The following is a 12,931-nucleotide window of genomic DNA, read 5'->3' on the forward strand; positions in this document are numbered from 1 at the left end:
GGCACCAGCACGCCCCGGGCGCCCGCCGCCTCGGCGGCCAGGACGTCGGTGGGCAGACCGCACAGCAGGGTGACGTGGGCGGCGATGGCGCGGACGGCGGGGCCGGCGAGCAGGACGTCGCCGAAGCTGTCGAGGCGCACGACGAGGGCCCTCACCGCGACCGCCCCCCGTCCTGAAGTTCGGTGTGGCGGAGGATCGCGCGGACCGCCGTGGGCAGGTCGGGCGCGCTGCGGTCCAGGTAACGCGCCACCTCGTCGGGCGCCGTGGCCGGGTTGGGCACCAGCACGCCCCGGGCGCCCGCCGCCTCGGCGGCCAGGACGTCGGCGGCGATGTCGCCGATCACCACGCAGTCGGCGGGGTCGACGCCGAGCCGCCCGGCGGCGGTGCGGATCAGGCCGGGCCGGGGTTTGCGGCAGTCGCAGCCGGCCTCGGGGGCGTGCGGGCAGAACACCCAGGTGTCCAGGCCGCCGAGCAGCCGGTCGGCGCGTTCGTTGACGCGGCGGACCTGCTCGGTGGTGAGCAGTCCGCGTCCCACACCGGACTGGTTGCTGACGACTCCCGTGGCCAGGCCGTGCTCACGGGCGAGGCGTACGGCGCGGGCGGCGCCGGGCAGCAGCCGGACCCGGTCGGGGTCGCCGTTGTAGGGCACGTCGGCCACCAGGGTGCCGTCGCGGTCGAACAGGACGGCCCGGACGCCGCTCATCCGGTGCCTCCCAGCGGTCGGGCGTTGCGGTGCCGGACGGCTCCGCGCAGCCAGTGCCGGACGGCGAGCGGCGGGATGAGCACGCTGGTGCCGACCATGCCGGCGATCTCGCGGGCGGTGCGGGGGCCGGGCAGGATGCGGGCGAGCGCGAACTCCGCGGTGCCCAGCGTCCATACGGCGGCGCAGACGCCGGCGGCGCGGCGGCGGCCGGCCAGCGCGCAGCCGGCTGCGGCGAGGGCGGCGCCGGTGACGGCGGCGTGGCGGCGCAGCCGGCCCCGCGGTGCCCGGGCGCGGTGCCACCAGTCGGGGCCGTGCAGCCGGTTCATCAGGGCGTCGTCGGCGTTGCCGCGCTGGGCGGGCAGCGAGGCCCACCAGTGGGCGGGGCGCACCGGGTGCCGGGTGATCCGGGTGCCGCGGCGCAAGGTCCAGCCGGCGCGTTCGACGCGCAGGGCGAGGTCGGCGTCCTCGCGGAAGGCGCGCGGGAAGCGTTCGTCGAAGCCGCCGACGCGGGTGAGGGCCTGGGTGCGGTAGGCCATGTCGGCGGTGGCCCAGGCGGCGTCCTCCAGGCCCTTGGTGTTGCGCTCCCAGTCGGTGGGCCGGCGGTCCGGGGGCAGCGGGACGGTCAACTGCCCCTGGATGCCGCCGACTTCCTCGCCGGCCGCCCGCAGGTCCGCGGCGAGCAGCCGAGACCATCCCGGCAGCACCTGGACGTCGTCGTCCAGGAAGACCGTCCAGGGGGTGCGGACGGTGCGCCAGCCGGCGTTGCGGGCGGCGGCCGGTCCCCGGCCGCAGGTGCGCAGGGTCCGGACCCTGTCGAGGAGCTGGCCGGCGGCCGCCAGCGGCAGGTCGCCGTCGGGCTGGGGCCGGTCGTCCACGACGATCACCTCGTGCGGCTGGTGGCCCTCGGCCTCGGCGAGGGCGCGCAGGCACGCGGCGAGGCAGGGGCGGCCGATGGTCGGGACGACGACGGTGTAGGCGGGGGCGTCGGTCATGCGAACGCCTTCCCTCGGCGGACCGCGAACGGGCCGAGCACCAGCAGGTCGACGGGGGCCGAGCCGAAGCACTCCAGGGCGTCCCTGGGGTCGTCGACCATGGGCCGGCCGGCGGTGTTGAGGCTGGTGTTGACCACGACGGGCAGTCCGGTGCGCCGTTCGAAGCCCTCGATCATCCGGGCCACCAGGGGTTCGCGGTCGCGGTCCACGGTCTGGACGCGGGCGGTGCCGTCGACGTGGACGACGGCCGGGATGCGGTCCCGCCAGCCGTCGGCGACGTCGTGCACGAAGAGCATGTGCGGGCTGGGCAGCGGCCCGTCGAAGATCTCGGCGGCGCGTTCGGCGAGCACCATGGGGGCGACGGGCCGGAACTCCTCGCGTCCCTTGACCGCGTTGAGCCGCTCCAGGTTCTCCGCGCGGCCGGGGTGGGCGAGCAGCGAGCGGTGGCCGAGCGCCCGGGGCCCGTACTCGCTGCGACCCTGGAACCAGGCCACGATGCCGTCGGCGGCCAGTGTTTCGGCAGCGGTCTCGGCGATGTCGGCGGGCTCCTCGTACGGTACGGCCGCCCGCTCCAGCCAGGCGCGCAGCTCGGCGTCGGGCCAGCCCCGGCCGAGCGCGGCGGTGGGCATCGGCTCGACGGTGTCCTTCTGGCCGGCCACGTGGGCGGCGGCGCCGAGGGCGGTGCCGGCGTCCCCGGCGGCGGGCTGCACCCACACGTGCCGGAAGCCGCTCTCGCGCCACAGCCGGGTGTTGGCCACGCAGTTCAGGGCGACACCGCCGGCCATGGTCAGGGCGTCCTCGCCGGTGCGGGCGCGCAGCCACCCGGCGAGGGCGAGCATGGCCTCCTCCAGGCAGAGCTGGGCGCTGGCGGCGAGGTCGGCGTGGTCCTGGTGCCAGGCGCCGCCGGGCGGGCGCGCGGGGACCAGTTCGGCCCAGGGCACCGGGCGGGCCCGGAAGCGTCCCTGGTCGTCGGCCTCGACGTGGGCGCGGAGCCGGTCGGCGAAGCGCGGGGTGCCGTAGGAGGCGAGGGCCATCACCTTGAACTCGTCGCTGCTGCGCAGGAAGCCGAGGTGCTGGGTGAGGTCCTCGTAGAACAGGCCGAGGGAGTCGGGGAGTTCCTGGGTGGCGAGGACGGTCAGTTCGCCGCCCGTGTAGCGGCCGGCCAGGTGGGAGCCGCATTCGCCGCGGCCGTCCAGGACGAGGACGGCGCAGTCGGGGTACGGCGAGACCGGCCCGGCGGAGGCGGCGTGCGCCACGTGGTGCGGGACGAAGCGGACCTTGGCCGGGTCGAGGCCGGGCAGGGCCTCGGCGAGGAACTCCGGTGCCCGGCGGGCGTAGTCCTGGCGCAGGTGGTCGAAGGGGTCGTCCAGGCCCATGCGGTCGGCGGGCCGGGCGAGCGCGGGGTCGTAGGAGTAGGCGACGGCGTCCAGGTCGGACGGGGCGAGGCCGGCCTGTTCCAGGCACCAGCGGGCGGACTGCTCGGGCAGTTCCCAGGCGGAGAAGGGCAGGGGGCGTTTGCCGTGCTTGCGGCGGGAGAACCGCTCCTCCTCCGCCGCCGCCACGATCCGGCCGTCGCTGATCAGGGCCGCGGCGGGGTCGTGGAAGAGTGCGTTGATACCGAGAACGTGCATGCGCTGTCTCCTGGACGGCCGGCGGTCAGGTCTGGGGGGCGGGCTGCTGCACGGCCTCGGGCTGGGCCGCGAAGTGGGCGATGGTCTGCTTGAGGCCCTCCTCCCAGGGGATCTGCGGCGACCAGCCGAGCAGTTCACGGGCGAGGGTGGTGTCGGGGCGGCGCCGGCCGGGGTCGTCCACGGGCCGGTCGACGAAGGCGATCGGCGAGCGGGAGCCGGTGAGGGCGACCACCCGGCGGGCCAGGTCGGCCATGGTGATCTCGTCGCTGCCGCCGATGTTCACCGGCCGCACGGACTGGCTGGCGGCCACCCGCAGGATGCCGTCGACGGTGTCGTCCACGTAGCACAGCGAGCGGGTCTGGCTGCCGTCGCCGGCGACGGTGAGCGGCTGCCCGGCCAGGGCCTGGCAGATGAAGGTCGGCACCGCCCGGCCGTCATGGGCGCGCATCCGCGGGCCGTAGGTGTTGAACAGCCGGACGATGCCGGCGTTCGTCCCGTTGGTCCCGGCGTGCGCGGTGACGAGGGCCTCGGCGAACCGCTTGGACTCGTCGTAGACGCTGCGCGGGCCGACCGGGTTCACGTTGCCCCAGTAGCCCTCGTGCTGCGGGTGGACCAGCGGGTCGCCGTAGACCTCGGAGGTGGAGGCGAGCAGGAACCGGGCACCGTCGCGTGCCGTGACGGCCAGCGCGTTGCGGGTGCCGAGGCTGCCCACGTCCAGGGTCTCCAGCGGCAGGCGCAGGTAGTCGACGGGTGAGGCGGGGCAGGCGAAGTGCAGCACCAGGTCGTAGGGGCCCGGCAGCAGGTCCGGGCAGTCGGCGGCGCAGACGTCGCAGTGCGCGTACCGGAAGCCGGGGCGGCCTTCGAGGTGGGCGATGTTCTCGCGCCGTCCGCAGGCCAGGTTGTCGGCGCAGTCGACTTCGACTCCCGAATCCAGCAGGCGTTCGCACAGGTGCGAGCCGAGGAAGCCGGCGCCGCCGGTCACGAGGGCGCGCCGCCAGGAGAACGGTGTGTCACCAGTCATGGGGGCTGTTCCTTCGTCTACGTCGTCCGCGCCGTCGGAGCCCTCCCGCGAGGGGAGTTCGGCGCGTGCCGGACGCCGGTCGCGGCGTCGTCGGCCCGTACGGAAGGGAATGGACAGGGCGCGGGTCCCGCTGATCCGGAGGACCGCCCTGGGTACGCCGCCACTGGCTGGACGGCACTGGCGACGGGGTTCCCGCACCAGTTGGGTTCACACGTTGGTTCTTATTGTCCGGAAGATCGCCCCCTCGCGCGACTCCGGACGGCTCACCGCGGGCGAGGCCTCAGAGCCAGGGCGTGGGGCGGCCGCGTGCCCCGGGGCGGGCGCGGGTGGCCCGGCACAGGAGGCGGAAGGCCTGCAGCAGGGTCAGCGGCCACAGCACGGCGAAGCAGCCGAGCAGGGCGGGATCGGAGGTGCGCATGCCCATGACGGCGACGAACACCGACGCGGCCGTGAGCAGCAGCACCGCCGCGGGCAGCCACATCCTTCCGCGCCCGGTGTCCAGGCGGCTGGTGAGCCCGCGCGCGCGGCCCATGCGGCGCGTGAACCGGCGGTCGCGCCGCAGGTCCACCTCGATCCGCAGCAGGGCGAGCCGTTCGCGCGAGGACAGCCGCACCCCGTCGCGCATCTCCCACATCTCCCAGTCGTCCACGGCTGCGCACACCTCCTGCCGGTCGGCGGCCCCCTGTTCTCCCCGGACGCCCGGGTTCCCCCCGCCGGCGGAGCCGATGCGGAGCCCGCACCGTCCCGGGCGCTCACGTTCCGTAGCACGGGAGGGGACTCCGGGCCACCCGGAGCCGCCCGGTTCGTCGCACACCGTGACGATGGACGCTTGCACGTGACCACGCCCCGGCCAAGGCCGATACTGGACGAGCCCTATCGGCGAACTCGGCCCGACGTCGGACCGCGCGGCTCACCCCGCAAGGCTCACTAGGAGATACCGATGAGGATGCTGATCAACGTGCCGGAGACGGTCGTGGCGGACGCGCTGCGCGGGATGGCGGCCGCCTATCCCGAGCTGACCGTGGACGTGGAGAACCGGGTGATCGTCCGCCGGGACGCACCCGTGGCGGGGCAGGTGGGGCTGGTGTCGGGCGGTGGATCGGGGCACGAGCCGCTGCACGGCGGGTTCGTCGGCCCCGGCATGCTCTCCGCCGCGTGTCCGGGCGAGGTGTTCACCTCACCGGTCCCGGACCAGATGGCCCGCGCCGCGGCTGCCGTGGACGGCGGCGCCGGGGTGCTGTTCGTCGTGAAGAACTACACCGGCGACGTGCTGAACTTCGACATGGCGGCGGAGCTGGCCGAGGACGAGGGCGTCCAGGTCGCCAAGGTCCTCGTCAACGACGACGTGGCCGTCACCGACAGCCTCTTCACGGCCGGACGGCGCGGCACGGGCGCGACGCTGTTCGTGGAGAAGATCGCGGGCGCCGCCGCGGCCGAGGGCCAGCCCCTGGAGCGGGTGGCCGCGGTCGCCCGCCAGGTCAACGAGAACGCGCGCAGCTTCGGCATCGCGCTCAGCGCGTGCACGACCCCGGCCAAGGGCAGCCCCACCTTCGACCTGCCGGACGGCGAGCTGGAGCTGGGCATCGGCATCCACGGCGAGCCGGGCCGGGAGCGGCGCCCGATGATGACCTCCGGGGAGATCGCCGACTTCGCGGTGCACGCGATCCTGGAGGACATGCCGCCGCGCAGCCCGGTGCTGGTCCTGGTGAACGGCATGGGCGCCACCCCGCTGCTGGAACTGTTCGGCTTCAACGCCGAGGTGCAGCGGGTGCTGCGTGAGCGGGGCGTGGCCGTGGCCCGCACCCTCGTGGGCAACTACGTCACCTCCCTGGACATGGCGGGCGCCTCGGTGACGCTGTGCCAGGCCGACGAGGAACTGCTCCGGCTGTGGGACGCGCCGGTACGGACCCCGGCGCTGCGCTGGGGCATGTGACCGGCCGGACCGCGCCAGGCGACAGCGCTACGACCCCAGGACGCCCTACGACGCAAGGAGATCCCGTGCTCGACGCCGATTTCTTCCGCCGTTGGATGACGGTGGCCGCCGCCTCCGTCGACCGTGAGGCCGGACGGCTCACCGCTCTCGACTCGGCCATCGGGGACGCCGACCACGGCAGCAATCTCCAGCGCGGGTTCCGGGCCGTGGCGGCCACCTTGGAGCAGGAGGCGCCGGACACGCCGGGCGCGGTACTGGCCCTGTCCGGAAAGCAGTTGATCTCGACGGTCGGCGGGGCCTCCGGGCCGCTGTACGGCACGCTGCTGCGCCGCACCGGCAAGGCGCTCGGGGACGCGGCCGAGGTCGACACCGGGCAGTTGGCCGAGGCGCTGCGCGCGGGCGTGGAGGGCGTGATGGCGCTGGGCGGGGCGGCGCCCGGCGACAAGACGATGCTGGACGCCCTGGTGCCGGCGGTGGACGCGCTCGGCGACGGTTTCGCCGCCGCCCGGGCCGCCGCCGAGGCGGGCGCCGAGGCCACGACGCCGCTGCGGGCGCGCAAGGGCCGGGCGAGCTATCTGGGCGAGCGCAGCATCGGCCATCAGGATCCGGGGGCGACCTCCTCGGCGCTGCTGATCGCCGCGCTCGAAGAGGCGGCCGGGACGGCGGAGGGCTGAGCGATGGGCGACGACGGGAAGCAGGTCGGGATCGTGCTGGTGTCGCACAGCGCCGATGTCGCCGCGGCGGTGGCCGAGCTGGCGAGGGGGCTGGCGGGCGGGGCCGCGGCGGTGCCGGTCGCCGCGGCGGGCGGCACGGAGGGCGGTGGGCTCGGCACCAGCGCCGAGATGATCGCCGCGGCGGCGGCCTCGGTCGACCGGGGCGCCGGGGTCGCGGTCCTCACGGACCTGGGCAGTGCCGTCCTCACCATGAAGGCGCTGCTCGCCGAGGGCGACGAACTCCCGCCCGGCACCCGCCTGGTGGACGCCCCGTTCGTGGAGGGCGCGGTCGCCGCGGTGGTCACGGCGTCGGCGGGCGGCGACCTCGACGCGGTGCAGGCGGCGGCCGCGGAGGCGTACGACTACCGCAAGGTGTGAGGGAGCACGCTCCGAGACCGCCGCTCTCACTTCCCCGACACGAACCGTCTCGCCAGTCGCTCCCCCGTCGACGCCGCCTCGGCGTGGTCCTCGACGGGGCTCACCCGGGAGTCGCGGAAGACGATGTAGGTGACGCCGGAGGGGGTGCCGCCGGTGCGGGGGTCGGCCGGGATGCCGAGGGCCCGGGCGGTGGCGTAGGAGGCCTCGCCGATCAGGTCGCGGGGGCCGGTGTCGCCGACGACGGCGTAGCGGACCCGGTCCCGGTAGACGACCGCGGCGACCGAGCCGCCCCGGACCCCGGAGGCGTGCGGGTGCCAGCGCCGGCTCGGGGCGGGGACGACGATGTACGGCAGCTTCTCGGCCTTCAGGTACCGGCCGTCGGACTGCTGGAAGGCGGTCATGGCGGCGAACAGCGGGTCGGCACGGCGGTTGCAGCGGGCGGTGGCCTGTCCGTCGCAGTCGATGTCGAGGTCGGCCTTCCAGTAGACGGCGTCCCGGGTGCCACAGACAGGCACCGTGGCCCGGCTGTCGGCGTCGGTGCGGAAGCGGCCCCGGGAGACCTGGTCGCACCTGCCGAGCCGGGCCAGCAGGTCGGCCGCGGTGACGGCGTCCTCGTCGCGGGGCGCGGGCGCCTGGCGGGGCGGGGCGGCGGCGGCCGGTACCGGCAGCGACGCCGGGGCGATCAGGGCGGCGCCGGCCACGGCCAGCGTCAACGACGGGACACGCACGCGCACGATCGGGGACCCTCTCGTCGGGGACGGGGAATATCGCGCCCACTGTGGGGCGCACCCCGGCCCGCGGCCGTCGTGGCCGCACGGAAGGGGCCGGATGGAGCACGCTTCTGACACCCGTGAGGGGATGTGCGGCCGGACTCGGTACGGAGCGGGGGACGGCAGGGGCCGGGACCCCCGACCGGTCCGGTCCGGGGTCCCGGCCGCCCGGGTCGGCGCGGGATCGGCGACAACAGCGTGACCGCGCCACGGGCGTGAACTTCCCTGCTGTGCGGGGGAGTTCAGCCGTAGAAGGGTCCAGCATACGTAACCCGCCCCGATACCCACGACCGCGGCCCTCTTGATGTGTCCGCACTACCCCGTCATATTGGTACGGACCTTTATGGTGCCGCCGACGCCGTCCCCGGGAGGCAGAGCCGTGCGACGCGTACCCCTGCCGCTGGTACTGGTCTCCGGGGCCCTGCTGCTGCTCGTGTCCTGCGGCTGGGGCGGGGCCGCCGAGGACGACGAGGGCCGCGCTCCCGGCGCCCCGACCGGTGTCACCACCATGGCGGGCAGCGCCGACAGCGTGCACGTGATGTGGAACGCGGTCACGGACGGTCCGGGCATCCGCGCCTACGAGGTGTACCGCGGCGCCACCAAGGCGGCCCAGGTGCCGGGTTCCCAGCACATGGTGGACGTCACCAGGCTCAGGCCGTCCACCCGGTACACCTTCACCGTGCGGGCCCGGGACCGGGACGGCCGGCTCGGCCCGCCGAGCCGGTCCGTGCGCGCCCGGACCCCGGCCGCGGTGGCGGCGGACCGCGCGGCCCCGACCCGGCCGGGACACCTCTCCGGCCGCGCCGTCGGCAGCCGCGCGGCCCAGCTGTCCTGGGGCGCCGCGACGGACGACCGGGCCGTGCTGTCGTACGACGTCTACCAGGGCGGGGCGAAGATCCACAGCGTGGGCGGGAACCAGACCGCGACCGTGGTCACCGGGCTGCGGCCCGGCACCGCCTACGTGTTCACGGTCCGGGCCCGGGACGCGGCCGACAACCTCTCCCCGGCGAGCGGCCCGGTACGGCTGACCACCCCGGGCACCGACGACGGCCGGGACACCGCGCCCACCGGCTTCACCGCGACGACGCACCGGGCGGACGGCGCGTACTACGTCGACCTGTCCTGGACTCCCCCGCGCGCGGACGGCGTGATCACGGAGTACCGGATCCGGCTGGACGGCGGCACCGACACCTCGCTGGTGTGGGGCGGCACCCCGCCGCGCGGCCGGGCCCGCTACAGCTTCTACGTGGGCCGGGACGCCGGGGAGCGACACCGGGTGCGGCTGCGGGCCCGGTTGCCGGACGGGACCTGGGGCGGCTGGTCGGCGGAGCGCGCCGTCACCACGGGCGGCTGAGCGGCGCAAGGCGGGGACGGTCCGCCTTGCGCCGGTCGGACGAATACGTCACCTGCCCGGACGCGGCCCGGGTGCGCGGACAACCGGGGCCGCGTTTGCTGCCGTTGAGGCAGCACGGACGCTTCCCGACCCCTCGGCGGCGCATGGGACGTACCGCCAACCGTGCAGCCGGAGGGCACCCCATGCAGAACTCGCGACTCCTGCTCCGTTCCGGCCTGACCCTGGCGGCCGCGGCCGCCCTTCCGGCCGCGCTCGCCGGACCGTCCGCCGCGGCCTCGGGCATCTCCGTCAGCACGACCGGCTCCACGGTCTCGGTGGTCACCAGCGCGTGCAGCCAGATCAACGGCAGCTGGGGCAGCGCGGCCCTGCTCACCAGCAGCCAGGCGAACTTCGCCCAGGGCCGGCAGGTGACCCTGTCGGGGACCACCGTCAGCCAGTCCGCGGCCTGGTCGGCGGTGAGCCCGGGCACGTACACCGTGGTCGTGGTCTGCTCCAGCGGCAGTACGGCGGGCAGCCAGACGGTGATCGTCTCCGCAGCCGCCGCCCCGACGGCGCGCTCCACGGCCAGGGCGACGGCGACGGCCGCGCCCTCCCGTGGTGTGGCGGGCGGCCTGGGCGGTGCCGCCCGGGACTACGGCCCGCTGACGCTGGGCGTCGGCGCGGCCCTGGTGGGCGCCGGCGTCGTCGCCACCGGCTGGGCGCTGCGCCGCCGCTCCAAGCCGTACCGGCTCTGAGCGGACCCCGGATCAGTCCCCGGCGCGTTCCTCCTCCGGGAGTTCGGCGAACTCGGCCAGGGCGCCGGTGAGCCACCCGGTCCAGAAGGTCTCCAGGTCGATGCCGGCCCGCAGGACCAGATGCCGCAGCCGGTCCTGCGGAGTGTCCCGGTCCGGCGGGAAGTCGCGCTTCTCGATCTCCTGGTACTCGGCCAACTGCCGCCGGTGCAGTTCCAGATGGCGGCGCAGGTCGGCTTCCAGGCCCGCCGTGCCGACCACGGCCGCCGCGCGCAGCCGCAGCAGCAGCACGTCCCGCTGGGGCTTGGGGTCCCGCGCGGCGGCGGTCCAGCCGGCCAGTTCGGCGCGGCCGGCGGGCAGCACCTCGTAGCTCTTCTTCTGCCCGCGGGCCGGCTGTGCTGTCGGCAGCGCCCGGATGAGGCCGTCGGCCTCCAGCCTGCCCAGCTCGCGATAGATCTGCTGGTGCGTCGCGGACCAGAAGTAGCCGATCGACTTGTCGAACCGGCGGGTCAGCTCCAGTCCCGACGACGGCTTTTCCAGCAGGGCGGTGAGGATCGCGTGCGGGAGTGACATGGCCTCATCCTAGGGACGCCGCCGCGGCGGCCTACAGCGCCGCCGCCAGCTCGGTGCCCTGCTTGATGGCCCGCTTGGCGTCCAGTTCGGCCGCGACGTCGGCGCCGCCGATCAGGTGGACGCTGCGGCCGGCGGCGAGCAGCGTGTCGTACAGGTCGCGGCGCGGCTCCTGGCCGGTGCACAGCACCACGGTGTCGACCTCCAGGACCGTGCTCTCCTCGCCGACGGTCACATGCAGGCCGGCGTCGTCGATCCGGTCGTAGCGCACCCCGGGGACCATGGTGACGCCGCGCTGCTTGAGTTCGGCGCGGTGGATCCAGCCGGTGGTCTTGCCGAGGCCGGCGCCGACCTTGGTGGTCTTGCGCTGGAGCAGGTGGACGGTGCGCGGCGGGGCCGGGCGGTGCGGGGCGGCGAGGCCGCCGGGCTCCCGGTAGTCCGTGTCGACGCCCCAGTGCCGGAAGTAGGTCCCGGGGTCCTCGCTCGCCTTGTCGCCGCCGTCGGTGAGGTACTCGGCGACGTCGAAGCCGATGCCGCCGGCGCCGAGGACGGCGACGCGGTCGCCGACGGGGGCGCCGTCGCGCAGCACGTCGAGGTAGCCGAGGACGCGCGGGTGGTCGACGCCGGGGATGTCGGGGACGCGCGGGGTGACGCCGGTGGCGACCACGACCTCGTCGTAGCCGTCCAGGTCGGCGGCGGTCACGGTGGTGTCGAGGCGGACGTCCACGCCGTGCGCGTCGAGCTGGTGGCGGAAGTAGCGCAGGGTCTCGTCGAACTCCTGCTTGCCGGGGACCTTGCGGGCGACGTTGAGCTGCCCGCCGATCTCGCTCGCGGCGTCCAGGAGGACGACGTCGTGGCCGCGTTCGGCGGCGGCGACGGCGCAGGCGAGTCCGGCGGGGCCCGCGCCGACGACGGCGACGCGCTTCGTGCGCCGGGTCGGGGTGAGCACCAGCTCGGTCTCGTGGCAGGCGCGCGGGTTGACCAGGCAGGAGGTGATCTGCCCGCTGAAGGTGTGGTCCAGGCAGGCCTGGTTGCAGCCGATGCAGGTGTTGATGGCCTCGGGCGTCCCGGCCGCCGCCTTGGCGACGAAGTCGGGGTCGGCGAGCATCGGCCGCGCCATGGACACCATGTCGGCACAGCCGCCGGCGAGCAGTTCCTCGGCGAGTTCGGGGGTGTTGATGCGGTTGGTGGTCACGAGCGGCACGGACACCTCGCCCATGAGCTTCCTGGTGACCCAGGTGTAGGCGCCGCGCGGCACGGAGGTGGCGATGGTGGGGATGCGGGCCTCGTGCCAGCCGATGCCGGTGTTGATGATCGTCGCGCCGGCGGCCTCGACGGCCTTGGCGAGGGTGACGACCTCCGCGAGCGAGGAGCCGCCGGGGACGAGGTCCAGCATGGACAGCCGGTAGACGATGATGAAGTCCGCGCCGACGGCCTCGCGCACCCTGCGGACGATCTCGACGGGGAAGCGCACGCGGTTCTCGTAGGAGCCGCCCCAGCGGTCGGTGCGGTGGTTGGTGCGGGCGGCGATGAACTCGTTGATCAGATAGCCCTCGGAGCCCATGATCTCGACGCCGTCGTAGCCGGCCTTCCGGGCGAGGCGGGCGGCGCGGACGTAGTCCTCGATGGTCCGCTCGACGTCGGCGTCGCTCAGTTCGCGGGGCACGAAGGGGCTGATCGGGGCCTGCAGCGGGCTCGGGGCGACCAGGTCCTCGTGGTAGGCGTAGCGGCCGAAGTGCAGGATCTGCATCGCGATCCGGCCGCCCGCGCGGTGCACGGCGTCGGTGACGGTCCGGTGCCGCTCGGCCTCCGCGTCGGTGGTGAGCTTGGCGCCGCCCGCGTAGGGCCGGCCCTCGTCGTTGGGGGCGATGCCGCCGGTGACGATGAGCGCCACGCCGCCGCGCGCCCGGGCGGCGTAGAACTCCGCCATCCGCTCGAAACCGCGCTCGGCCTCCTCCAGGCCGACGTGCATGGAGCCCATGAGCACGCGGTTGGGCAGCGTGGTGAAGCCCAGGTCGAGCGGTGTCATCAGATGCGGATAGCGGCTCATCGGGCCCTCCGTACGCGGTGTGGTCACCCCTTGTTGTAGAGGAACCCGAACCGGTTGTGCAACTAGTTGCACAACCAGGGGGGCG

13 protein-coding genes and 1 pseudogene are annotated in these 12,931 nt (G+C 75.0%); 5 read left to right on the forward strand and 9 right to left on the reverse strand.

Annotated elements, in window-relative coordinates; translation table 11 throughout:
- Nucleotides 1–56: 56 nt before the first annotated feature.
- The 6 genes and pseudogenes from NX794_RS21680 to NX794_RS21705 form a co-directional block, all read right to left on the reverse strand.
- Nucleotides 57–155: pseudogene (locus NX794_RS21680) on the reverse strand (glycosyltransferase family 9 protein); the annotation flags it as partial.
- Nucleotides 152–703, reverse strand: a complete 552-nt coding sequence (locus NX794_RS21685) for a D-glycero-alpha-D-manno-heptose-1,7-bisphosphate 7-phosphatase (RefSeq protein ID WP_258780329.1) — start codon at nucleotides 701–703, stop codon at nucleotides 152–154. The pseudogene NX794_RS21680 and the gene NX794_RS21685, both read right to left, overlap by 4 nt.
- Entirely contained in the window at nucleotides 700–1,695 is a 996-nt protein-coding gene (locus NX794_RS21690; protein WP_258780330.1) for a glycosyltransferase family 2 protein, read from the reverse strand. Before NX794_RS21690 ends, NX794_RS21685 begins: the two co-directional genes overlap by 4 nt.
- A complete protein-coding gene (locus tag NX794_RS21695) occupies nucleotides 1,692–3,326 on the reverse strand; it encodes a carbamoyltransferase family protein (RefSeq protein WP_258780331.1) in 1,635 nt (544 codons plus the stop codon). Before NX794_RS21695 ends, NX794_RS21690 begins: the two co-directional genes overlap by 4 nt.
- A 25-nt stretch (nucleotides 3,327–3,351) precedes the next feature.
- Nucleotides 3,352–4,347, reverse strand: a complete 996-nt coding sequence (locus NX794_RS21700) for an NAD-dependent epimerase/dehydratase family protein (RefSeq protein WP_258780332.1) — start codon at nucleotides 4,345–4,347, stop codon at nucleotides 3,352–3,354.
- Between the two features lie 280 nt (nucleotides 4,348–4,627).
- Nucleotides 4,628–4,996: a DUF3040 domain-containing protein gene (locus NX794_RS21705; RefSeq protein WP_258780333.1), complete on the reverse strand. Its 369-nt coding sequence runs from the start codon at nucleotides 4,994–4,996 to the stop codon at nucleotides 4,628–4,630.
- A gap of 291 nt (nucleotides 4,997–5,287) precedes the next feature.
- Between NX794_RS21705 and dhaK the strand changes: the two genes are divergently transcribed.
- The 3 genes from dhaK to NX794_RS21720 all read left to right on the forward strand — a co-directional run bounded on the left by dhaK (nucleotide 5,288) and on the right by NX794_RS21720 (nucleotide 7,371).
- A complete protein-coding gene (dhaK, locus tag NX794_RS21710; RefSeq protein WP_258780334.1) occupies nucleotides 5,288–6,280 on the forward strand; it encodes a dihydroxyacetone kinase subunit DhaK in 993 nt (330 codons plus the stop codon).
- Between the two features lie 65 nt (nucleotides 6,281–6,345).
- Complete coding sequence (dhaL, locus tag NX794_RS21715) at nucleotides 6,346–6,954, forward strand: dihydroxyacetone kinase subunit DhaL (protein ID WP_258780335.1); 609 nt, start codon at nucleotides 6,346–6,348, stop codon at nucleotides 6,952–6,954.
- Nucleotides 6,955–6,957: 3 nt separating this feature from the next.
- Nucleotides 6,958–7,371 (forward strand): PTS sugar transporter subunit IIA domain-containing protein, encoded by a 414-nt coding sequence (locus NX794_RS21720; RefSeq protein ID WP_258780336.1) that lies wholly within the window; start codon nucleotides 6,958–6,960, stop codon nucleotides 7,369–7,371.
- Nucleotides 7,372–7,397: 26 nt separating this feature from the next.
- Here the strand turns inward: NX794_RS21720 and NX794_RS21725 are convergent, their stop codons facing one another.
- Nucleotides 7,398–8,099 (reverse strand): glycoside hydrolase family 75 protein, encoded by a 702-nt coding sequence (locus tag NX794_RS21725; RefSeq protein WP_258780471.1) that lies wholly within the window; start codon nucleotides 8,097–8,099, stop codon nucleotides 7,398–7,400.
- A gap of 421 nt (nucleotides 8,100–8,520) precedes the next feature.
- On the opposite strand from NX794_RS21725, the gene NX794_RS21730 reads away from it, so the two are divergent.
- Both NX794_RS21730 and NX794_RS21735 read left to right on the forward strand, forming a co-directional pair.
- Nucleotides 8,521–9,495: a fibronectin type III domain-containing protein gene (locus tag NX794_RS21730; protein WP_258780337.1), complete on the forward strand. Its 975-nt coding sequence runs from the start codon at nucleotides 8,521–8,523 to the stop codon at nucleotides 9,493–9,495.
- Nucleotides 9,496–9,677: 182 nt separating this feature from the next.
- Nucleotides 9,678–10,229, forward strand: coding sequence for a hypothetical protein (locus NX794_RS21735; RefSeq protein ID WP_258780338.1), 552 nt, complete (start codon nucleotides 9,678–9,680; stop codon nucleotides 10,227–10,229).
- A 12-nt stretch (nucleotides 10,230–10,241) separates the two neighbouring features.
- Here the strand turns inward: NX794_RS21735 and NX794_RS21740 are convergent, their stop codons facing one another.
- Nucleotides 10,242–10,799: a PadR family transcriptional regulator gene (locus NX794_RS21740; RefSeq protein ID WP_258780339.1), complete on the reverse strand. Its 558-nt coding sequence runs from the start codon at nucleotides 10,797–10,799 to the stop codon at nucleotides 10,242–10,244.
- A 31-nt stretch (nucleotides 10,800–10,830) separates the two neighbouring features.
- The gene (locus NX794_RS21745) at nucleotides 10,831–12,846 is read right to left on the reverse strand and encodes an NADPH-dependent 2,4-dienoyl-CoA reductase (RefSeq protein WP_258780340.1); all 2,016 of its coding nucleotides are present in this window, start codon (nucleotides 12,844–12,846) and stop codon (nucleotides 10,831–10,833) included.
- Nucleotides 12,847–12,931: the final 85 nt, after the last annotated feature.

Origin of the sequence: Streptomyces pyxinicus (genome assembly GCF_024753135.1) — a bacterium.
Classification (GTDB): Bacteria; Actinomycetota; Actinomycetes; order Streptomycetales; family Streptomycetaceae; genus Streptomyces; species Streptomyces pyxinicus.